Annotated in this window: 23 protein-coding genes and 2 tRNA genes; 9 read left to right on the top strand and 16 right to left on the bottom strand. The window is 58.8% G+C overall.

The window, feature by feature from the left end:
• Positions 1-7: 7 nt before the first annotated feature.
• The 11 genes from GFR01_RS03485 to GFR01_RS03435 are packed head-to-tail and all read right to left on the bottom strand — an operon-like array spanning position 8 to position 9900.
• On the bottom strand, positions 8-1327 hold the full coding sequence (locus GFR01_RS03485; protein ID WP_099181272.1) for a dihydroorotase: 1320 nt from the start codon (positions 1325-1327) through the stop codon (positions 8-10).
• Positions 1328-1361: 34 nt separating this feature from the next.
• Entirely contained in the window at positions 1362-3122 is a 1761-nt protein-coding gene (gene asnB / locus GFR01_RS03480; protein WP_099181271.1) for an asparagine synthase (glutamine-hydrolyzing), read from the bottom strand.
• Positions 3122-4198 carry a glycosyltransferase gene (locus GFR01_RS03475; protein ID WP_174694649.1) on the bottom strand — a complete coding sequence of 359 codons (1077 nt, stop codon included), beginning with the start codon at positions 4196-4198 and terminating at the stop codon, positions 3122-3124. The genes asnB and GFR01_RS03475 overlap by 1 nt, the downstream gene beginning before the upstream one ends.
• Positions 4199-4235: 37 nt before the next feature.
• Positions 4236-5144 (bottom strand): glycosyltransferase family 9 protein, encoded by a 909-nt coding sequence (locus GFR01_RS03470; RefSeq protein WP_099181269.1) that lies wholly within the window; start codon positions 5142-5144, stop codon positions 4236-4238.
• A complete protein-coding gene (gene dnaQ, locus GFR01_RS03465) occupies positions 5144-5830 on the bottom strand; it encodes a DNA polymerase III subunit epsilon (protein WP_099181268.1) in 687 nt (228 codons plus the stop codon). The genes GFR01_RS03470 and dnaQ overlap by 1 nt, the downstream gene beginning before the upstream one ends.
• A complete protein-coding gene (gene coaE / locus GFR01_RS03460) occupies positions 5827-6432 on the bottom strand; it encodes a dephospho-CoA kinase (RefSeq protein WP_099181267.1) in 606 nt (201 codons plus the stop codon). The genes dnaQ and coaE overlap by 4 nt, the downstream gene beginning before the upstream one ends.
• 3 nt (positions 6433-6435) lie before the next feature.
• A complete protein-coding gene (locus tag GFR01_RS03455) occupies positions 6436-7266 on the bottom strand; it encodes a shikimate dehydrogenase (protein ID WP_099181266.1) in 831 nt (276 codons plus the stop codon).
• Complete coding sequence (locus GFR01_RS03450) at positions 7263-8027, bottom strand: N-formylglutamate amidohydrolase (protein ID WP_099181265.1); 765 nt, start codon at positions 8025-8027, stop codon at positions 7263-7265. Before GFR01_RS03450 ends, GFR01_RS03455 begins: the two co-directional genes overlap by 4 nt.
• Positions 8028-8043: 16 nt before the next feature.
• Entirely contained in the window at positions 8044-8679 is a 636-nt protein-coding gene (locus GFR01_RS03445) for a TlpA disulfide reductase family protein (protein WP_099181264.1), read from the bottom strand.
• Positions 8680-8715: 36 nt separating this feature from the next.
• The gene (locus GFR01_RS03440; RefSeq protein WP_099181263.1) at positions 8716-9285 is read right to left on the bottom strand and encodes a TlpA disulfide reductase family protein; all 570 of its coding nucleotides are present in this window, start codon (positions 9283-9285) and stop codon (positions 8716-8718) included.
• Between the two features lie 39 nt (positions 9286-9324).
• Complete coding sequence (locus GFR01_RS03435) at positions 9325-9900, bottom strand: TlpA disulfide reductase family protein (RefSeq protein WP_099181262.1); 576 nt, start codon at positions 9898-9900, stop codon at positions 9325-9327.
• 15 nt (positions 9901-9915) lie between these two features.
• On the opposite strand from GFR01_RS03435, the gene argH reads away from it, so the two are divergent.
• Together argH and GFR01_RS15675 are read left to right on the top strand one after the other, a co-directional pair.
• On the top strand, positions 9916-11361 hold the full coding sequence (gene argH, locus GFR01_RS03430; protein ID WP_099181261.1) for an argininosuccinate lyase: 1446 nt from the start codon (positions 9916-9918) through the stop codon (positions 11359-11361).
• Positions 11358-11495, top strand: coding sequence for a hypothetical protein (locus GFR01_RS15675; RefSeq protein ID WP_167384192.1), 138 nt, complete (start codon positions 11358-11360; stop codon positions 11493-11495). The genes argH and GFR01_RS15675 overlap by 4 nt, the downstream gene beginning before the upstream one ends.
• 217 nt (positions 11496-11712) lie before the next feature.
• Here GFR01_RS15675 and gluQRS read toward each other — a convergent pair whose 3' ends face one another.
• The gene (gluQRS, locus tag GFR01_RS03425; protein WP_099181260.1) at positions 11713-12546 is read right to left on the bottom strand and encodes a tRNA glutamyl-Q(34) synthetase GluQRS; all 834 of its coding nucleotides are present in this window, start codon (positions 12544-12546) and stop codon (positions 11713-11715) included.
• 145 nt (positions 12547-12691) lie between these two features.
• On the opposite strand from gluQRS, the gene GFR01_RS03420 reads away from it, so the two are divergent.
• On the top strand, positions 12692-13264 hold the full coding sequence (locus GFR01_RS03420) for an HNH endonuclease (protein ID WP_016737741.1): 573 nt from the start codon (positions 12692-12694) through the stop codon (positions 13262-13264).
• A 40-nt stretch (positions 13265-13304) separates the two neighbouring features.
• Entirely contained in the window at positions 13305-13754 is a 450-nt protein-coding gene (locus GFR01_RS03415; RefSeq protein ID WP_063903012.1) for a CHRD domain-containing protein, read from the top strand.
• 56 nt (positions 13755-13810) lie between these two features.
• Here the strand turns inward: GFR01_RS03415 and guaA are convergent, their stop codons facing one another.
• Positions 13811-15433 carry a glutamine-hydrolyzing GMP synthase gene (gene guaA, locus GFR01_RS03410; protein ID WP_174694648.1) on the bottom strand — a complete coding sequence of 541 codons (1623 nt, stop codon included), beginning with the start codon at positions 15431-15433 and terminating at the stop codon, positions 13811-13813.
• A gap of 75 nt (positions 15434-15508) precedes the next feature.
• Here guaA and GFR01_RS03405 point away from each other — a divergent pair, with 75 nt between their 5' ends.
• The 3 genes from GFR01_RS03405 (at position 15509) to GFR01_RS03395 (ending at position 16137) form a co-directional block, all read left to right on the top strand.
• Positions 15509-15883, top strand: a complete 375-nt coding sequence (locus GFR01_RS03405) for a hypothetical protein (protein WP_063903013.1) — start codon at positions 15509-15511, stop codon at positions 15881-15883.
• A gap of 62 nt (positions 15884-15945) precedes the next feature.
• Positions 15946-16022 (top strand) — tRNA-Arg (locus GFR01_RS03400).
• A gap of 38 nt (positions 16023-16060) precedes the next feature.
• Positions 16061-16137, top strand: a tRNA-Arg gene (locus tag GFR01_RS03395).
• A gap of 19 nt (positions 16138-16156) precedes the next feature.
• On the opposite strand, the gene GFR01_RS03390 is transcribed toward GFR01_RS03395, so the two are convergent.
• From GFR01_RS03390 to GFR01_RS03380, 3 genes are all read right to left on the bottom strand, one after another.
• Positions 16157-16591 carry a response regulator gene (locus GFR01_RS03390; protein ID WP_099181259.1) on the bottom strand — a complete coding sequence of 145 codons (435 nt, stop codon included), beginning with the start codon at positions 16589-16591 and terminating at the stop codon, positions 16157-16159.
• 116 nt (positions 16592-16707) lie between these two features.
• The gene (locus tag GFR01_RS03385; RefSeq protein WP_099181258.1) at positions 16708-17421 is read right to left on the bottom strand and encodes a trypsin-like serine peptidase; all 714 of its coding nucleotides are present in this window, start codon (positions 17419-17421) and stop codon (positions 16708-16710) included.
• The gene (locus tag GFR01_RS03380; protein ID WP_063903016.1) at positions 17418-17810 is read right to left on the bottom strand and encodes a cytidine deaminase; all 393 of its coding nucleotides are present in this window, start codon (positions 17808-17810) and stop codon (positions 17418-17420) included. Before GFR01_RS03380 ends, GFR01_RS03385 begins: the two co-directional genes overlap by 4 nt.
• A 68-nt stretch (positions 17811-17878) precedes the next feature.
• Between GFR01_RS03380 and lysA the strand changes: the two genes are divergently transcribed.
• Positions 17879-19210 (top strand): diaminopimelate decarboxylase, encoded by a 1332-nt coding sequence (gene lysA, locus GFR01_RS03375; RefSeq protein ID WP_099181257.1) that lies wholly within the window; start codon positions 17879-17881, stop codon positions 19208-19210.
• Positions 19203-21884, top strand: a complete 2682-nt coding sequence (locus GFR01_RS03370) for a DUF4175 domain-containing protein (RefSeq protein WP_099181256.1) — start codon at positions 19203-19205, stop codon at positions 21882-21884. The genes lysA and GFR01_RS03370 overlap by 8 nt, the downstream gene beginning before the upstream one ends.
• The last annotated feature ends 36 nt before the right edge of the window (positions 21885-21920 follow it).

The following is a 21920-nucleotide window of genomic DNA, read 5'->3' as shown; positions in this document are numbered from 1 at the left end:
GCCTCGATCAAGGCGCAAATTTGGCAAAACGTCCCGTGGCGTTTCCAATCACTTCGTCATCCTGCATGACGACCGTTCCGCGCACGATGGTTGCCATCGGCCAACCTGTCACCTGCGTGCCATCAAAAGGCGTCCAGCCGGCCGGAGACGCGATCCAGTCATTCGTGATTTCGCGCTGCGCCTTCATGTCCACGAGCGTGAAATCCGCGTCGAAACCGACAGCCATCCGCCCCTTTGTCTGAAGTCCGTAAACACGTGCCGGACCCGCAGCCATCAGGTCGACAAGGCGGGACAGGCTCAGGCGACCCGCATTCACATGATCGAGCATGACTGGCACGATCGTCTGCACGCCCGTCAGACCAGCGGGGCAGTTCGGCCACGGACGCTTCTTGGCCTCAAGCGGATGCGGCGCATGATCGGACGAGACGACATCCACGCGACCATCCTGAATGGCCTTCCAGCTCGCTTCGTAATGATACTGATCCCGAAGCGGCGGGTTCATGACGGCGAGACCACCCAGCTTTTCATAGCACTCCGGGCCAACCTGCGTGAGATGATTGACCAGAACTTCAACGGTTGAAACATCCCGGAATCCTGCCAGATACTCCAGTTCTTCCGCCGTGGACGTATGAAGAATATGGGCCGGGCGACCCGTCTTGCGGGCAATCGCCATAATCCGGCGGGTGCCGAGAAAAGCGCATTCCACATCACGCCAGATGCTATGCGTGGCGTAAGGCTGACCTTCATGAAACATCGGCTTGCGTTCCTGAAGACGGTATTCATCTTCAGAATGAAAGCAGACACGACGATGACCGGAGCGCATGACGGCTTCGATGCCCTCATCGTCTTCAATCATCAGATTGCCGGTTGAAGAGCCCGCAAAGACCTTAATTGCGCAGACGCCCGGCTGCTGCTCCAGCATGGCAAGATCCGGCGTATTGTCGCGGGTTGCGCCGATATACATGCCTACATCCACATAAGCGACCTTGCTGATGTGCTCGCGCTTCCAGTCCAGCATCGCCTTATCCGTGACGCTGGGAGACGTGTTGGGCATATCGAACACGGTCGTCACACCACCAAGAGCCGCAGCGCGCGTTCCGGTTTCCAGCGTTTCGACAGCAGCGTTTCCTGGGTCTCGCAGATGCACGTGACTGTCGATCAGACCAGGCAGAACATGCAGACCCGTCGCATCAATCACACGATCGGCGTCATCGTCTTTCGAAATGGACAGGGAAGCGATGCGACCATCACGAACGCCCAGATCAGCTTCCGCCTCACCCCATGGAAATACACAGCGGCCGCCCCGGATAATCAGATCGTAATGCATGGTCTATCCTTAATCAGTCTGATGGAAACCGCACTCAATGGGCGCGGGAAAGCGTTTCGAAAACATCCGCGTCTGCCGAAATACCTTCGATATGATGTCGGTGCCACAAGGCATAAAACAGCAGCGTCCAGGCTTGTCTGGCATGTCCGCGCTGTGTTGCCGTGGAAAAAAGGCGCTCAACCCGATGGGCCGGCATGATGGCCTGAATGCAGGCCTGCTGCGCCACGAGGGGAGCCAGTCGTTTTGACTGTCCCTCGATCCATGGTCCGACCGGAACGGTGAAACCCTGCTTAGGGGCAAACGGACGTGCCTGAGGCAATGCATCCTGAAGCCAGCGCCGCAACAGCCACTTGCCGTAGCCATCACGGACCTTGAAACGATCCGGCAGGGACCAGATCGCCTTAGCCACGACGGGGTCCAGCAAAGGCGTACGGCCTTCGGCGGAATGCGCCATCAGGCAGCGATCCAGCTTGAGCAGAAGATCGTTTGGCAGCCATTCGGCAATATCGAGGGCCTGCACAGCAGGCAATCCGGTCAGGCGCTGGGAAAGCTCCATGGCCGCCAGCCCGGACCGCCACTGCCGTCCACGCCCCGGAAGGCTGCGGCCAAACGTTCCCGAGCGCCAGGGTGTTCTTCCTCCTCGCCACCAAGGCTTCAATGCCCGGCGATAACGGCCATATCCGGCGAATAATTCGTCGCCACCTTCCCCGCTCAGAATTACCGTGACGTCTTTGCGGGCTTCCTGCGCAAGGAACCACGTTGGAATGATGGCGTAATCCGCAGCCGGATCGTCCATGCACGCCACGATGGCCGGGAGATGCTCCCAGACCATCGCTTCCGTAACAGTCAGGACGTGGTGATCGGCTCCAACAGAAGCCGCCAGAGCCGCAGCGTCATTGGCTTCATCCGCCTTTCCGCTATCAAAACGGGCGGTCCAGGTTTTGGGATGCGGAAGGCCCAGCTTATGGGCAGCCGCAAGAATCGTCGAACTGTCTATCCCGCCTGACAGGAACAATCCAAGAGGTACATCAGCTCGCAGATGAGCGTGAACGCTATCCAGCAGGGCGCTATCCAATCGACGGAGAGCCTGATCGTCCGTCAGATCGACCGGCACTGACGTCGTGGCTTCCTTGAGAACATGCCTGCGACGGGACTCCACGATACGACCATCCACAATCCGCAAGGTCTCACCCGGAAGCAGTCGCCGGATGCCCGGAAAAATCGTTTTCTGGCCCGTCGTGAACTGGAGTTGCAGCAGTTCGTCCCGTGCTTTCCCGCGTGCGCGCCGGATACCAAAACCTCCAGCCAGAAGCGCCTGCGCTTCAGAGGCAAAGGCTATTCCGCCTTCATACTCCGCGATGTAGAGCGGCTTGATCCCGAATGGATCACGAGACAGCACCATTTCATGCTGGCCCTGCTCGTTCTCCACCGCCGCAATCGCATACATGCCGCGAAGATCGTGCGTATAGCCGGTGCCATCCCTCAGCCAGAGATAGAGCGGCGGTTCACAGTCACTGCCAGTTTTGAAATGATTGGCCGGAAAGCCTGCGCGAATGTCAGGGTCGTTATAGATTTCACCATTAGCGATCAGGGCTGCACTGCCAACCCGGAAAGGCTGCGTGCCTCCAGCAATATCAACGATAGACAGTCGCCGATGCCTGAGAGCCGCTCCCGCGAAATCGAGACGTCCCTCCCCATCTGCCCCACGATGGAAGATGGCGGCCGACATGCGCTCCAGCGCCGCCTGATCCGGCGAATGGCCTGGAAGGCAGGAAAGTCCGGCAATCCCGCACATCAGGACAATCCCCCGTCCAGAAACTCGGACCATTTTGTCATGACAACGCTTTCGGCAAACTCGCGCTCGAACCGGGCACGACCGTTCTGCCGCAAACGTCCTGCCAGCGCTGCATCCTCCAGAATGGCTCCAATCTGACTGGCAAAAGCGTCCGCGTCTTCAACGGGAGCCAGAAGCCCGTCTTCTGTTCCTGCAAGAATTTCCTGCGGCCCCTGAATGGCGCTTCCTACGACCGGGACGCCTGCGGACAGACCTTCGATCACCACATTTCCAAGCGGCTCGATCCGGGACGGACAGACCATGACGTCACAAGCTTTAAGCCAAGGGCCGCTATCCGCCACCCAGCCCGGCAGGTGCACACGATCCGAAAGCCCTTCCTTCCGGGTCAGTTCTTCAAGCGCGACGCGTTCCGGCCCTTCCCCACCGATCACGAGATGCACGCCCGGAAGGCGCGTCATGGCCCGGATCAGAACGTCAAAAGCCTTGTTTTCATGCAACCGCCCGAGAGCCAGTACGAAAGGCGCGCCTGAGGGCAGGAATTCCGGACGGACGGCAGGAATAGGAGAAAAATCGGTCGCAAAATTTGGGACGTAATGAACGCGGTCTGCGGGCCAGCCCTGAGCTTTCATCCAATCCGCGAGCCCACGCGTATTGCCGATCAGGTGCTCGCAGTTCCGGTAATTGGACAAATCATAATATCCGCCAAGACGCCCTGCCGTCCGCCACGACCCTGACGGCAACTTCCGGGCCGCACGGCTCATCCAGGCGACGACTACATCCGGCTGAAACTCACGTAAACTCTTCTGAAGACGCGGCTTCGTGCCCACGTCTAGCATTCCGCCAAAGCGGAAGGTGTGCGTTTCTACATTGGCGGCACGCAGACGCGCTTCACGCCCGGCATCATGCCGGATCAGGGCTCGAACGAAGCGCTGATCCGCCGTCTGGGCCATGGAGAGACGCTCGAAAAACAGTTCCGCACCCCCTCGCGCAGACCCAGCCATGACATGCGCCACCCTGGCTTTTCGACCCGAAGGAGAAGACGGTGCCACAGGCGACGGCTGGGAAGAAACGCTCATGACTTCTCTATCGGCCATGCAGCGCGACGCTTCAAGGTCAGGTTCGGAAGGCTTCAGCTTTTCCGTCCAGAATCGCCCGGGCAACATTCAGAACGTCCGAAGCCGGGAGATCTGTCAAAGCCGCCTCTCCTTCAGGTCCCGGAGCTGAGATGGCAAAGGCGTTTTGTCCTGATGGCGCATATTCCGACATGCGAGACGGCCCGAACAGGCCAAGTGTGGGTGTTCCAGCCGCCGCCGCGAGATGCATCAGACCGGAGTCATTTCCAACGAAAAATGCGCACCGTCTGAGTAAGGCCGCGACCTCGCCGAGTGCCCGGTTTCCACCAAGATCGAGCGCATCCGGGAGGGCATCCAGAACTGGTCTTGCCCGTTCTTTCTCTGCTTCGCCCGGTCCATAGAACAGAACAGGCCGCAAACCCTGCGCTCTCAGGCCTTCAGCCAGAGCAACAAACCGTTCCGGCGGCCAGATTTTGCCGTCCCAGTTTGCAGTTGGCCCAAGAGCGAGCCATTTTCCATCCGGCAAAAGAACACGCGCCGATGCGTCCTGTTCATCGGATACCCAGACACGGGGCATAGGGGTCTGACGGCGGCCGAGTGCCTGACCAAGCTGCTCGATCTTACGACCATCCCGACGGCCCCCGCGAACAATCAGTCGGCGACGCGTTCGTAAGGTGAGGCTTAGCAGCGAGCCGCGCAGATCGATCACCATGAACCAGCGCGTCCGCACGCATTCTCGCCAGAGATCCAGCCAGTGGCGATCATGCCGACGCTTTTCCATCGTGATGACGCGTTCACACCGGGGATCAGGCTCGAACAATCCGGCAGCAACAGGACCGCAAACAACCGTAAAGAGCGCGGAAGGATATCGCGCCTGCAACGCACGTAGAACACCTGTCGAAATGACGGCATCGCCCAGCCGGTTGGACGTAATGAACAGAATTTTCATCAGTCGCGGCGCCAGACCGGCTCCTTGAGGCCGTTCACAAAAGCCTCATGGGCCGCCAGTTCTTCTGCGCTGGGGGGAACCATTTTCCGTGGTGCACGATTGGCCAGAAAGTCAGCCGCGCCTGCGATATTGCGGTTCCGCGACGGGCCAGCCAGACCGAGCCCGCGCTGACGGCCACCCATCAGTTCGACGTACACTTCCGCCAGCAATTTGCAGTCCAGCAGAGCGTTATGGGTGCCACGCTGGGACAGGTCGATATTGAAGCGCCGGCACAGCGCATCAAGGCTGGCGGGCATGCCTGGATACTTTTTGCGCGCCATTTCCACGGTATCGACCGCCCGACTGGCGTAATCCAGCGCAGTACGCCCACACTTCTCAAGCTCGGCGTTCACGAATTTGAAGTCGAAGCGCGCGTTATGGGCGATCATCGGGGACTCGCCGATAAATTCCAGAAATCCGTCCGCAATTTCGGCGAATTTTGGCGCGCCTTCCAGATCCTCGATCCGAAAACCATGCACTTTCGTGGCCTCGGCAGGAATGTCCCGCTCGGGATGCACCATGACGTGATAATAATTGGTGGTCGGCAGGTCATCGATCAGCTCGATGGCGGCGATTTCGATGATGCGATCGCCCTGATCCGGGTCAAAGCCTGTGGTTTCCGTATCGAACAGGATCGAGCGTTTCATGAGGCCTCGCGCAGACGGTGCAGAAGAGCGCGAACCTGCCGGGCAGCAGATCCGCGGGAAAGGCCGGTTCGTATCACGATGTGCGCCCGGCGTCTGCGTTCATGGTCCGGCATCTGTCTGGCCAGCAGGGACCGCGCCTGCTCTTCGGTCATGCGGACTTGCCCGCGCCCGCGCTGTCGGATGCGGCTCAGACGCGTCGTCATCGGGGCCTGCACCACCACCACGACATCGCAGTTTTGGTCCTCCCCAATTTCCATCAAAAGCGGAATGTCCAGAACACAGAATGGCTCTTTGCGCGCCCGGCATTCCCGCAGAAACCGCGTCCGCTGGGCACGAACCAGCGGGTGCATGACGGATTCCAGCCGTTTCAGCGCATGTTTATCGCCAACGACCGCCTGACGCAGGGCATGGCGATCAAGCTGGCCATCCGTGACGGTTCCAGGAAAAAGGCGCGCAATTTCGGGGAGAGCCTTCCCGCCCGGCGCCTGTAGCGCACGCACCGTTGCATCGGCGTCAAAAATAGGCACACCAGCCCGGCGGAACAGGGCGGCCACCGTACTCTTCCCTGCGGCCATCCCGCCCGTGAGGCCAATGATTTTCATGGATCAGCGCAGACTGGCAGCCAGCAGGTTGAACGTTGCTTCATCTGCCTCCGGGTCAACACCGAACCAGGCCCGGAAACCGGCTCGTGCCTGATGGATGAGCATGCCAAGCCCATCGACCGTGCGCAGGCCTTCCTTCTGGGCAGCTTTCAGAAGCGGCGTGTCACGTGGTGTGTAAACGATGTCCGTCACACACAGATTGGCCCCAGCTTGGCGCAGCAGCGGTTTCCAGTCGATATCGGCTTTGCCATTCATGCCGAGAGACGTAGCATTGACCAGCAGGGAACATCCCGAAAGCAGACTTGGCCAGTCGTGCCATTCGACCGCCTCCCCGCCCTTCAAGGCTTCAACCATGGCTTCGGCACGTTCCATCGTCCGGTTGGCCACGATAACCTCACACCCGCGATCGAGCAGAGCCGCAGCGACGGCACGGGCCGCGCCGCCAGCACCAAGGATCAGCGCGCGGCCGGACAGTTTGACGTCATGGGCCGTCAGATTGTCGCAGAAACCCGTTCCGTCCGTACAATCTCCGATGATCTGGCCATTTTCGAAGCGAACAGTGTTCACCGCTCCGGCTCGCGTGGCCGTATCCGTCAGACGGTCACAGGCCCTCATGGCCGCTTCCTTATGAGGAATCGTGACATTGACGCCCTGAAAACCGGCAGCAGCCAGACCTTTCAGGGCAGCTTCGAAATGCTCGGGGCGCGTTGGCAACGGGACATACGCGCCATTGACACCATGAACCCGGCACCAGTGATTATGCAGCAGCGGGGAGCGTGAGTGCTCGACCGGCCAGCCCATGACGCCGGCAAGTTTGGTATGTCCGTCAATCATGCAGCCAGTCTCTCCCAGACCTGAGGCAGAAGCCGCGCAAGGCGCGCTGCCCATTCCCGTTGTCTCGCCTCGTCAGCGATAAGATCCTGCCGAAGTTCAATTTCCAGATACGGCAGACCGTTCGCTTCTGCGTGACGGGGGACGGTGTATTCGTTGCTGTCCGTCAGGACATAGGGTTCGTTATCGCCCACGCAGAGGTCTCCCTCCGCGCGAAGCATTTCGATCATCACCTGCGCCAGACGGCTATCTTTGTGATGCAGGATTCCGATCTGCCATGGCCGCTTTACGCCCGCCATTTCCGGCGTGAAGCTGTGGAGGGCAATGAGCGCAGTCGGGCGACCTGCCCGCTCCAGCAGAGCTTCGGCAATCGCATCATGATAAGGGTGCAGGATCTCGCGTTCGCGTCGGGCACGACAGTGAAGCGGAGCCGCACTGTTACCCGGAACAGGCGTTCCGTCGCTGACATGCGGCATGGACGTCGGATGGCCGGGCGCGCGGTTACAGTCGATGACGAGACGGGAATAGACCTGCTCGATCAGGGTAGACCCAAGCATGCCGTGCAGACTGCGCCCGACCCCGAGAATACCAATGTCCCAAGCAATGTGCCTCTGCCATTCCGCTTCTTCCACACCCAGAGACCCAAGCGCTCGGGGAACAGCTTTGCCTGCATGGTCACTGACCAGAACGAATGGCGAGGGTCGCGTTTCGGGAAACAGGAGAAACGGTGCCGGATCATCGGCACCCAGCAGAGGAAAGGACATTGGCTCTTTAGCGTTGTTAACCTGCAAGGGCAGACAGAGTATGGCGGACCGCATCCGCAGACCAGTCCATATTCCCGATTGCCTCGGCTACAACCTCACCTCTGGCGTTCAGCAGCAGAGACCGGGGGACACCGTGCAGGGACATGACGCTTGGCGTCAGGTCCTTGAGATCGTCCGGCCGAACCTGTTTGACGGAAGCCACCAGAGCGTCCTGATCTGCCGTTTCCATCATGACTGAAGATGTCGGGTCCACCAGGAGAGGTAGCGTATCGATCTGGTGGGCATCATAGAAAGCGCGAACCTTGGGAACAGTGCTCCCCCGTACCGCCACTGTCACGATCTGCGGCCCGTCTGCACCGAGAGCCTTGGCGGTCGCATTCACGGACGGCAGTTCACGGATGCAGGGCGGGCACCAGGTGGCCCAGAAATGCAGCACGAACGGCTTGCCGAACCAATGTGACAGCGGGGCGTCCTGACCCTGCTCGTTCTTGACAGACAGGGCTGGCAGAACACGGGGTTTGGTGAGAACGCCAAAAGAGTTCGGGACGAAAGGAATACCCTTGTCTTCAGCAGAGGCACTGAACGCGCGGGACGTTGCGAGAAGCCCAGCGGCGCCGGTGAGTGCGGCACGGCGGGTGAGAGAAAAAGCCATCAGTCAAATCCTGGTGTCGTCAGTAAAGATAAGAATTCAGAGTTCGGAAAGAATGTCGTGCAGCTGGTGGGCAGCATCCGGTGCAGACCAGTTGACGCCGCCCTCTGCCGAAGCACGGAGGCGGCCTGCACCATCAATGAGATACGTGACAGGAATGGCGACATCGGATGTCTTGAGCCATGCTTTGTAGGCCGCTCTGTCCATGATCCAGGCAGGAACGTGCTTCAGACCGGCAGCGTCCAGAAAGGCTGCAACCTTTTCAGGCGTCGCGCTGGCAACGGCTACCGGGATGATCGGGCAGTCTGTTCCCAGAGAAGCCATGAACGCATCCAGCTTCGGAAGCTCCTGCTTGCAAGGGCCACACCAGGTTGCCCACACATGCAGTAGAAACGGTTTGCCCCGCTGGGATTCGAGGCTTTTGCTCGCTCCAGACGGACCAGATAACTGAAGTGCGATTGGATCAAGCTTGGCCTTACCGGCTTTCAGGCTTTTGACGGATCGAAGATTTTCCTGCTGCTCCGCCCACGCTGCCCCTGAAAGAGCCGCAGCAATGCTGATACAGCCAACACCCGCGATAAATCCACGCCGTCCAATCGGGACTGTCATCAAAGCACTCTCTTTTCTGTTCCTATTCCCACAACACCATTACTCTTTCAGAGCCGCAATCACTTTTCTGAACTGCGCGACAGCATCCGGGGCTCCCCAGTCCGTTTCATCTTCAATGGACGCTCGCAGATGGCCCTCAGAATCAATCAGATAGGTTCCGGGAAAACTGAGTTCACTCACACCCAGCCACGCCCGGAAGTCGTGCCAGTCTGCGGTCCATGGATCGATATGGGTCAGATTGAGGTTTTTGAGAAAGGCAGCCACCGCATCCGGGCTATGGCTGGACATGGCGACAGGGACAATCGGGCTGTCATCACCCAGCTTTTTCATGAAGGCATCAAGCTGGGGCAGTTCAATCTTGCAGGGCGCGCACCATGTGGCCCACACATGCAGGACGAACGGCGCCCCTCGCCATGCGGACAGAGATCGCGCGCCACCTTCAGGCCGTTCAAGCTTGAGTTCCAGCGGCGTAAGACGTGCTGGCCCCGGTTCCAGGACCGGAACAATCGGTTTTGGACGATCTTCAGCATGTGCGGAATTGCACAGGCTGGCCGCCGCAGCTAGGCTTAGGCCTCCTGAAAGAAGGGTTCGCCGGTCGATCTGCTTCTGTTTCATCCTGTTACGGTTATCATGAAAAACGTTCCTGTCGAAAAAGAAACCGATGCTGCCTCGAGCTTTGAAGGCACGGCTGCCAACCCGCAATGGGGTGGCCGTTTCGCCTCCGGACCGGCCGCCATCATGAGCGAAATCAACGCCTCCATTGGCTTTGACAAAGTTTTGTGGCGTCAGGATATCCGCGGCTCTCTCGCCCATGCCGCCATGCTTCAGAAGGTTGGCCTGCTGACGGAGACCGAACTGGCAGAAATCCGGCAGGGTCTGGGTGATATCGCGCAGGAAATCGGCGAAGGACGTTTCGAGTTCTCCCCGGCCCTCGAAGACATTCACATGAACATCGAGGCCCGCCTGTCCGAGCGGATTGGTGAGGCCGGCAAGCGCCTGCACACAGCGCGTTCACGTAATGACCAGGTGGCGACAGACTTCCGCCTGTGGGTCCGTGATGCGATTGATGGCCTTCAGGAACAGACAGCGTCCCTCATGCGGGCACTGGCGAAACGCGCGCTGGAACATCATGCCACGCCCATGCCCGGCTTCACGCATCTTCAGGTCGCCCAGCCTGTAACGTTCGGCCACCATCTTCTGGCTTACGTCGAAATGCTGTCCCGCGACCGGGGCCGTCTGCGCGATGCCCGCGCACGCCTGAATGAGTGCCCGCTGGGGTCTGCTGCTCTGGCTGGAACATCCTTCCCGATTGACCGCGCCATGACGGCAGCGGCACTGGATTTCGACCGCCCGACGGCCAATTCCCTTGATGCCGTGTCTGACCGGGACTTCGCACTGGAGTTCCTGTCAGCTTTGTCTTTGCAGGCCATGCATCTGTCCCGTCTGGCGGAAGAAATCGTCATGTGGGCGTCGGCCCCGTTCGGCTTCATCACGCTGTCCGATGCGTTCACAACCGGGTCGTCCATCATGCCGCAGAAGCGTAACCCGGATGCTGCTGAGCTGGTGCGTGCGAAGATCGGCCGCATTATGGGCAACTTCACCGGCCTGCTGACGGTCATGAAAGGTTTGCCGCTGGCGTATGCCAAGGACACGCAGGAAGACAAGGAACCTGTCTTTGATGCGACGGAAGCCATGACGCTGTCCCTGGCCGCCATGGACGGAATGATCCGCGATCTGAAGCCGAATGAAACGCGGATGCGTGAAGTTGCCGGTATGGGCTTCTCCACCGCGACGGATCTGGCAGACTGGCTGGTTCGCGAACTGCGTGTTCCGTTCCGGACGGCCCATCATGTCACTGGCCGCCTCGTCGGTCTGGCAGAGCAGCGTGGATGTGATTTGTCAGATCTGTCCCTCGAAGACATGCAGGCCGTGGAACCGGGCATCAACGCTGGTATTTTCGATGTTCTGACGGTTGAATCCTCACTGGCTTCCCGCACCAGTCTGGGCGGAACCGCTCCGTCCAACGTGCGTCAGCAGGCTCAGGCCTGGCTGGAAAAACTTGGAGACGCTGCATGAAACGTTTTCTGCTTGTTGGCCTGACTCTCGTAGCACTCGGCACAACTCTGAGCGCCTGCGGAAAGAAAGGTGCTCCTCACGCACCGGGCCCGGCTTCAGACATCACCTATCCCCGCAACTATCCGCCTGAATAAAGGACTTTCAGGTACGTTTTTTAAGACCTGAAAACGGGCTGTAAAAATCGGTAGATTTTCGAGGACAGAATTTTCCTTTTCCTGTCAGTATGTTGTGAGGAAGAGTGTTCCCCGCGTGAGCGGGGATAGTTTCACCTCTGAAAAGCAAAGGCACCTTCTTAAATGTGCCTGTGACAATTTTCTGGCTGACCCGCTCAGCCTCAGGCGGGAGAAGCCGTCAACTTTCAGTCAAAGCTTTGGTGACCAGCGGGTGCGTCAGAACGTCATCCGCCGACCAACCCATCGCGCGGAGCGCTCGAACACCCTCTGCGCCATCCCGTTTGGAGAGCTTCTTTCCGCTCTTATCCAGAATAAGGGCGTGGTGTCTGTACTCAGGTTCGGGCCATTTCATCAGGGTCTGAAGCACACGATGAATGGAGGTCGCGGCGTAAAGGTCCTGCCCTCTCGTGACGCAGGTCACGCCCTGAAGGGCATCATCATGAGTGACACACAGATGATAAGATACCCCCGTATCCCTGCGCCCCAGAACGACATCGCCAAATTCATCGGCACGTCCTGCCACGCGCCCATGGCCTGCTTCATACCAGGACGGCACACCTTGGATTTCGTTCAGCGCGCGCTCCATATCAAGCCGCCATGCGGGTGCGCGGCTGTGATCGAAAGCTCCTGACCTGCAGGTTCCCGGATAGACGGTACTCCCGTCAGGTGCCTGTTGTCCGGATGCAGCCGCAGCGATGTCGGACCGTGTGCAGAAACAGGGGTAGAGCAGTTTGCGCTGTCGGAGATGATCCAGAACAGCCGCATAGGCGCCCATATGCTGCGATTGCTGAAGAACGGGTTTTGCCGACCACAGACCAAGCCATTGCAGATCTTCCCGAAGGGCGTCCGTCAATTCAGGTGTGCAACGTGTGGTGTCGATATCTTCGATGCGAACCAGAAAGCGCCCTAACGGGCCAGCGGTCTTCTGCGCATGGACGGCAGAAACGACATGCCCAAGATGCAGGTATCCGGTCGGGCTTGGGGCAAATCGGGTTACGGGCACGTGCGTCATCAAGCTGTCATCAGGGATTTCTTGCAGTCTGTGAAGTTTACTGAAATAGTCGTTTCAAAGAAGCCGACGACGCATGTTTATCGGCGTTTGTCTTACTGTTTTCTACGCCGAAGTTTCCCGCATGTGCCGTCCTCTCAAAAAAGGGATGCGCGTGGTGCCTGTCAGTAGTCAGCATTTTCCGGCTCTTGTTCTGAATGCGGATTTTCGTCCGCTGTCGTATTTTCCGCTCTCGCTATGGTCATGGCAGGAAGCCGTTAAGGCCGTCTTTCTCGATCGGGTCTCCGTTCTGTCTGAATATGAAGACGGCGTCGTTCATTCCCCAAGCATGACCATGCGCCTCCCCAGCGTGATTGCCCTGAAGGACTATATCCCCTCAGCACGAAAACCGGCCTTCACTCGCTTTAATGTGTTCTTGAGGGACAACTTCTCCTGCCAGTACTGCCATGATCGATTGCCAACGCATGAACTGACTTTTGATCATGTCATTCCCCGCGCCAAGGGGGGCAAAACAACTTGGCAAAACGTGGTAACAGCCTGCAGTCCCTGCAATCTTCTCAAAGGCTCCCGCCTTCCCAAAGAAATCGGCATGTATCCTCACCGGAAACCAGACCAGCCAAGCAGCCGACTTCTTCAGGAAAACGGGAGGACCTTCCCACCCCACTATCTGCACGAAAGCTGGCGTGATTATCTGTACTGGAACACTGAACTGGAGACCTAAGCCCGCGTTCAGTGTCTCCACTCAGCAAGGATCACGTTCCATGCGTAAAAATTTTCTGACTGCAGCTCTCGCCCTTGGCCTGTCGGTGACGGCCCTTCCGGCTTCTGCTGAAACGATCCATCTCTTCGGGCCGTTCAAAACGGAACATGGCGCTACATCCCCCATCAAGGGATCGGCCTCCGCCATGCTGGACACGACGAAGAACACCCTCACCTACCGTTTTGAAGACAATGGCCTGACGGGGCCCGTCACCGCTGCCCATCTGCATGGTCCGGCCGCAGACGGTGAAGACGCTGGCGTCCTTGCGCCGATCAACGGCCCCTACCAGACCCGTATGACAGGCACACTGAACCTGTCCGCAGATCAGGTGAAGGACGTTCTGGCAGGCAAGAGCTATATCAACTTGCACACTGAGAAATTCCCGGATGGTGAAGCCCGCGCCCAGCTCACGACCGAGCTGACCGGTCACAAGCATCATATGGACCACTAAAATAAAAAAGGCCTGCCCCTTTCAAGGCAGGCCTTTTCTCTTTTAGGGCTTAGCCCTTACTCCCACTCGATCGTTCCCGGTGGCTTGGACGTGATGTCGTAAGTCACGCGGTTGATGCCACGGACTTCGTTGACGATACGTCCAGCAACGCGGTTCAGGAATGCGAAGTCAAACGGATAGACTTCGGCTGTCATGCCATCCGTGCTGGTCACGGCACGAAGGGCACAGGCCTGATCGTAGGTCCGACCATCGCCCATGACGCCAACCGTGCGGACTGGAAGCAGCACAGCAAAGGCCTGCCAGATGGCATCATAAAGGCCAGCATTGCGGATTTCTTCCAGATAGATCGCATCGACCTTACGCAGAAGATCGAGCTTTTCCTTGTCGATGTCTCCCGGAATACGAATCGCCAGGCCCGGGCCAGGGAACGGATGGCGACCAACGATATTCTCTGGAATTCCAAGCTCACGGCCCAGTTCGCGGACTTCATCCTTGAACAGTTCCCGCAGCGGCTCGACAAGCTGCATGTTCATGCGCTCTGGAAGACCGCCGACGTTGTGATGGGACTTGATGGTAACGGACGGCCCACCCGTGAAGCTGACGCTCTCGATCACGTCCGGATAGAGCGTGCCCTGTGCCAGGAACTGTGCGCCACCAAGCTTTGCAGCTTCTTCTTCGAAAACTTCAATGAATAGACGGCCGATGGTCTTGCGCTTGACTTCCGGGTCCTTAACGCCTGCCAGTTCGCCCAGGAAAAGGTCGGATGCGTCGCGGTGAACCAGACGGATATTGAAGCGGCCACGGAACGTCTTGACGACTTCATCGGCTTCACCAGCACGCAGAATGCCCGGATCGACAAAGATGCAAGTCAGCTGATCGCCGATGGCATCGTGAATCAGCTTCGCAGCTACGGAGCTGTCAACACCGCCGGACAGACCACAGATGACCCGGCCGTCCCCGACCTGCTTGCGGATACGGGCGATTTCCAGTTCGCGGAAGCCAGCCATCGTCCATGTGCCACTGCAACCAGCAACATCATGCGTGAAGTTGCGGATCAGCGCAGCGCCATGCGGCGTATGCACAACTTCCGGATGGAACTGCACACCATACAGGCGACGGCCTTCGTCAGCGATGATCGCGAACGGAGCCCCCTCGGAATAGGCAATAGCGCGGAAGCCCGGCGGAAGCTGCGTTACGCGGTCACCGTGGCTCATCCAGACCTGTTCGCGCTTACCACGAGCCCAGACACCCCGGGACAGCGAGCAGTCTTCAGCAACTTCGATATACGCACGGCCGAACTCACGGTGTTCGTGCGTTTCGACCTTACCGCCGAGCTTCTGGCACATGGCCTGCTGGCCATAGCAAATGCCAAGAACAGGACGATTCAGGGAAAACACGATATCCGGAATCGCTGGGGCGTTTTCATCATGAACGCTGGCCGGGCTGCCAGACAGAATGATCCCGCGCGGGTTGAAATCGCGGATCTTTTCATCTGTCGCCGTGAAGGGCCAGATTTCGCAATAAACTCCGCTTTCGCGCACGCGGCGGGCGATAAGCTGGGTTACCTGGCTGCCGAAATCCAGAATGAGAATGCGGTCTTCGTGGAGCGTTTCGTCGAGTTTCGCGACGGTGCTGGCGTCCTGCTGGGTCAATGTGATGGCCTCGCGTTCCGTGTTCATGGTGCCTTTTGATGCTCTCCTATAAGGTGTTGTGTCGTCTGCGTCATCCATTCTGCATCACAGGACAGGCACAACATGCGCCCGATTGCTCTTTTTTCTTTCTCCGCACTGGCATTTCTCGCTGCGTGCGCTACGCCTGACCCAGGGAAGGATCCATCTGGCCGCTGGGTTGGCGCTCTTGTGACCGACCAGGGCACCTGCCCCACCGAACGGACGTCAACGTTCGAAATCCGCGGCAAGACGATTGTTTTCACGCCTGCTGACGGCTCACAGGTTCTGACCGGCGTCTATCAGCCCGGCACGCACCACTATCATGCAGAGCTCATGAGTAAGGACACCAGCGGTCATCCAAGCCCACTCGTTTTCAACGGATATCCGGTGGGACAGGCGATTGGCGGCACTTTTGGTTCGGCCGCATGCCGTGCTCACATCACCATGACAAGAAAGTAGAAATTATTTTCAGAGGGGGGTTGTCAGGTCTAAAAACCGCCTGTAAAACCCCGCCTCAAGACGCACCCGTAGCTCAACTGGATAGAGCACCAGACTACGAATCTGGGGGTTAGAGGTTCAAGTCCTTTCGGGTGCACCATCTTACTTTTGGCTTTGCCAGAAGATCATACTGTGTAAGCACCCGTAGCTCAACTGGATAGAGCACCAGACTACGAATCTGGGGGTTAGAGGTTCAAGTCCTTTCGGGTGCACCACACAGATTTTTCCTGAAAATCAATGTTCCAGTTGCTTCAGAACGCGATAGACATCTTCCCACTCATATGGCTTGGGAAGAAATGTCGCCTTTTCCGGAAGTGATCTCTGCTCTTTCAGGAACGCTCCTGACGTCAGGATAACACCGATATCAGGCCACCGCTGAACGACCGTTTCTGCAAGATCGATCCCGTTGATACGGCCCGGCATATTCACATCAGAAAAAACGAGATCCACGGTTTCGCCTTTCAGCAAAATATCCATGGCTTCGTCGGCAGTGGCCGCAAGAATCGGATTATAACCGGCGTCTTCAAGCATATCGGCGGCGAGAAACCGCAACAGAGCCTGATCTTCGACAACAAGAATACTCTTACGATCGGTTAGATATGCACCTCCAGCATGCATGCCGTGAGATCGCCCGACAGACGTCGTTCCTTTCCCTGACATGACATACATAAAACGTGCCCTCCTGGACCAATATTGGTTGGAAAAACCAAAAAGGTGTTTCCCGGTCTTTCAAACGTCTGATCTGAAGGATGTTTGCAGAATTATGAAAATTCTTCTTATCGAAGCTATCGAACCAGGGGAGCAGCCAGTCCACCGGGCCCAAGATTCGCTTCGACTGCCACAGCGCCGATGCCCCAGGAACCGTCTGCTGTCTGCACCAGCAAAGGCGCTCCGCTGACGCCTCTGGTCGCCTCACAGTCATGATGCACAAGTCCGCTGACCGTAACGCCGTTGACGGTACACTCCACATCCCCAAACGGAACTTCACTTCTGTCCTGCGGATAACCCACAAGCATGGCACTCATTCCGTCTTTGGCTTCCACGGCCGGAAGAAGATCAGCCGCGATCGCTACAGGATGATCCATGAGCAGCGTAGCCCGATCATTACTTGCCGTTCCGGCCTCGTTCTTTGGATCATAACCCGCTGGAATGACAAACCGCGTCACCTGGGCATGTTGTCGATAACCGCCACGGGCGTATCCCATGAGGACATGAATGTCCTTGGGCTGAATATAATGATGTGTTGCGGGTAGCCAGAGACAGTGGGCTGCCGTCATCACAACGGTCGGAGCCACGGCAAACCCAGTGCAACGGCCGCCCAACTCAGTCTGCACACGTGCCAGAATCCGCCACGGTGCCTGATTGACGTCTATCAGCTCCCGCCGTGCTCCGTCTCCCAGACCCGGAAGCGCAGACTGCACCTGCGCAAACGCGCCAGCCGCCCAGTACAGCCCCAAAAGCTCCAGAACACCAACCAGCAGGCAGGAGCGGAGTTTCATCCCAGATTGTCCGGCCCGAACGCATCAGGCAGCAACTCAGCAAGTGTCCGCGTCAAGAGAATCTCACCTTTTGGAGAAATCATGTGCACTTTCAGGTTTGGCTGACCAAACTCACGAAGTTTCTGTCGGCATCCTCCACAGGGTGTACATGGCTGGTCGCCGCCACCAACAATCACAATTTCCTCAATACGCTGGCCGCCACCAAGAACCATTGCAGAAATGGCACCACCTTCAGCACAGGTTCCCAACGGATAGGCTGCGTTTTCTACATTGCAGCCGGAATAGACGACACCATCACATCGCAAAGCCGCGCCCACCTGAAAGCGGGAGTATGGCGCGTAAGCACGGGAGCGGGCATCAAGGGCCCGGGAGATCAGTTCTTCCATCATAATTCCGACCCTAGCGCCTGTGTGAACGGCTTGGAACATCCAAGCGTCCACGATACGGTAGAACCATCATGAACGCTCTCTCTTCCGCCCCCTCCTTCAATGACCTTCTGACAAGCCGCCCTCCTTTGGAGGTCAATGCACGTGATGGTCTGCTCTTTGAAGGCGTGCCCCTGCACGTCATCGCCGCTGTTGCCGGTACGCCCTGCTGGATCACGGGGGCCGGTACGCTGCGCCGTCGCGCCAATGCGCTGAAAGCGGCCTTTGAGGCGCGGAACCTTCCGGTTCACTTCCACTTTGCCATGAAATCCCAGGATCATCAGGCGACCCTGACCATCCTGCGGGACTGCGGCTACGGCGTGGACATTGTCAGCGGCGGCGAAATGAAGCGCGCGTTGCACGCTGGCATCGCCCCCGATGGAATCGTCTTTTCCGGTGTCGGCAAGTCTGATCCGGAACTACGTGCAGCAGTGGAACGCGAGATCCGTCAGATCAATGTGGAGAGCGTGGAAGAGCTCCATCGCCTGAACGAGATCGCCCGTGCCTGTGGCAAAGTTGCCCGTGCGGCCCTGCGCGTGAACCCGGACGTCGATGCACAGACACACGACAAGATCAGCACTGGCCGCGCTGGCGACAAGTTCGGGATCGAGCATCGCCGCGCCGTCGAACTCTATGCAGAAGCTGCATCGCTGGATCATGTGCAGCTTATCGGCCTGGCGGTGCATCTTGGCAGCCAGATGCTGACGGCTGAACCCTTCCGTCAGGGCTATAGCCGCCTCGCCGATATGGTGCGCGAGATCCGTGCTGCCGGTCACACGGTGGAAAGCATCGACTGCGGTGGTGGTCTGGGTATCCGCTACAAGGATGAGGTCGCCCCTCCCCCCGAAATGCTGGCTGGCGTCATTGCTGAAACGCTAGGTGATCTCGACGTGGCGCTCAGCATCGAGCCGGGCCGCTGGCTCTCCGCTCCGACAGGCATCCTTTTGTCCCGCGTCATCGAAACCAAGGCTGGCAATCCAGATTTCGTCGTGATTGATGCCGCTATGAACGATCTGGCCCGTCCGGCGCTTTATGATTCCTGGCATGGTATCCTTCCTGTCGCCCCGGCCGCGTTCAGTGACGCACTCAAGCCATGGGATGTGGTAGGACCTGTCTGCGAAAGCAGCGATATCTTCGCTCGGGACCGCATTCTGCCTGCATCCCTGAAGCGGGGGGATCTCGTTGCCCTTCTGGATACGGGAGCCTACGGATCCGTCATGAGCTCGACCTATAATTCCCGGCCGTTCGCCGCCCAGGTTCTGGTCGATAACGGTCGCTGGGAGATTATCCGCCAGCGCCAGACCGTCGAAGACCTGATCGCCGTTGAAACCGTTCCGGACTGGCTCCTGCCCGACCATGGCTGATCCGATTGCCGCAACAGCCCGCCTCGTTTCCCTTCGCCGTCGCGCCCGGCGCGTTCTGTGGTGGGAACGTGCCTGGCCAGCCCTGCGCTGGTCTCTGCTTCTTGCGGCATTCTATGGTCTGGCCAGTCTGGCCCGCATTCCCCAGTCCTTACCGGACTGGCTTCATGCTCTCTTTGAAATGCTCGTTCTGGGAACGGCACTCTGGCTCGGCGCCAAGGGACTACGATCCATCCCACAGCCTACCGCAGCACAGGTTGACCGCCGAATTGAGCGTGATTCCCATCTAGCCTACCAGCCGCTTCTGACGCTTGCTGACCGTCCGGCTTATGCCGGCAATGGTGAGCAGGCCGCCATCTGGGCACAGCACGTTCACCGTGTTGTTGCTTCCCTTGGCCCTTTGAAGGTCGGCTTTCCAAGGCCAGAAACAACAACCGGTGAAAAGCTGGGCCTTGCCTCCGTCACGGTTGCACTTGCCGCGGCTGTAGCTTTGAGCGGGCCTCACTCTCTTTCCCGCCTGCATTCAGGTTTTGTACCAGGTGTGGATGATGACAGCGTTCCCCTGCCATCGGTACAGGCGTGGATTGATCGTCCGTCCTATGCGCCCGGAGCCCCTGTTTTCCTTTCCCAGACGCAGCAGGCAAACCCGGCAACAGTTCCGCAAGGCGCCGTCCTGAACGCGACAATTACAGGGGCCAATGGCCGCCCTGTCCTGCACGGAGCCACCTCTCTCAGCCATGACCGGCTTGATGAAAAAAGCTGGAGCGAGAAGGCAACGCTTCAGCAGAGCGGAACAGTAACGCTTTCCTCACGTGGTCGGACCCTGGGCTCGTGGCGCGTCACTGTCGAACCTGATCTTCCTCCCCTGGTTTCATGGGACGGGAAACCAGCTCCGCAGAAGGATGACTGGCGGACTAGCCTTCCCTGGCATGTGAAGCAGTCTTACGGCGTCGCGTCTCTGGAAGCTGAAATCAGACTACCGGGCATTTCGAAAGGGCGTGTGCTTCGCGTTCCTATTCCTCTGGATGGTCATCCCAAGGACGCCAAAGGCGAGGCCCGACCGGACCTTTCTTCCGACCCGTTCGCGGGTATGGAAGTTGAGGGACGTCTGCACGCAACCAGCGTTTCAGGGCGCGAAAGCCTGAGCGATGCCATTCGCTTCCATATGGGCGCACGCAAGTTCACAGACCCGCTGGCCCGCGCCATTGTGTCTCTGCGTCGTCGCCTGATGCTCGGTCAGGAGCGCCCACAGCAGGCCGCAGATGAACTGAAGCTTCTGACCCAGACGACAGATGTTCGCCCGGTTCTGGCACCTTTGAGCCTCGATATCGCTTCGCTTCAGCACAACGCACCGCAGGAGGCAGCCGAACAGGTTCCGGGCCAACTCTGGGCGCTGGCCCTGTATCTGGATGATCTGCGGCGGGATGGTCCGGAAATTGCAGATGCCGCCGCCGCCGTGCGTGCAGCCCAACAGAGCGTTCAGCAGCAGCTCGATCACATGCGGGATCTGGGCGAAAAAGGCCATTCCCTTGCCGAGCAGGAAGAGCTTCAGCGCCGGACGAAAGACCTTAAGGATGCGCTGAACCGACGGATGCAGCTTCTGTTCCAGAAGGCAGCGCAAAGCGGCATCATGATGCCACAGTCCGGTACCAGTTCGGCTGATCCGTGGTCCGACCAGATGCAGCGCCTTCAGAACGATGCCTCCCAGGGGCATGGTGACGAAGCCCTCCGCAAGCTTCAGCAGATGGAAGACATGGCCGAGCATATGCGTCAGGCCACGCCGGAAGATCTGAAAGCCCTTGCCGCCCAGATGAAAGCGCAGGAAGAAGCCCGGGCACAACGGGCCGCCCTGCATGATCTGGTTCATCGGGAAACGACGCTTCTGGATCACGCACAGGCCCGCCTGTCTGCCGCACGCAAGGCCGCCCTGCCCCCGGATCAGCAGGATGGACATGAGGATATCAGCCAAATGTCCACGGCTGATCTTCTCCGTCAGCTCGGCATGCAGCCCCCGCCCAATATGGACCAGGCGGCTCCGGCCAAACCGGAAGCGCCAACCGATCCGGCCACTGTCGCCGCGCAATCTCCCGAGCGCCGTACGGACCATGCGTTCCAACGCGCTCTGGAACGCATCGACAATATTCTTGGCCGTCGCGTCAAGGATCTTACCGGCAAACCTGCAACGGCGTTCGACAAGGCCAAGGCGGACATGCAGGACGCCCGAAAAGCTCTGGCAGACCGTCATGATGATGCTGCTGCGACGGCGGAGCAGAAAGTGCTCGCTGACCTGTCCGAAGCTGGAAAACAGATGCGGCAGAACCAAAAATCTGGCGGATCGGGTCAGGGCAAAGGCGGAAGCCTGAGCTTCATTCCGTCCATGGGAAGCGGCGGTTCTGGCCAGCAGCAGCATGGTGCAGCGGGTCAGCAGGGCGACGGCGGAGACCAGCCCGACGCAGGCGATGACGATGATGGAGATGAAGACCGCAAGGATCAGGATCCGCTGGGCCGGAAGCTGGGTGAAGGCCAGAACGGCAAGGATTCCGACGCGCACATCCCGGATCGGAATGCGCGGGATCGGGCCAGAGACATTGAACGCGAACTTCGTCGCCGGGCGTCGGATCGCACACGCCCTCAGGGCGAACTGGATTATCTGGAACGACTGCTGAAGTCGTTCTAAAGACACAAAAAAGGCGCTCAGGTCATTCACCTGAGC

It is taken from the genome of Gluconobacter frateurii (assembly GCF_002723955.1).
Classification (GTDB): domain Bacteria; phylum Pseudomonadota; class Alphaproteobacteria; order Acetobacterales; family Acetobacteraceae; genus Gluconobacter; species Gluconobacter frateurii.
The sequence above is the reverse complement of the archived record's forward strand: the minus strand, read 5'-3'. Positions and strand labels throughout refer to the sequence as shown.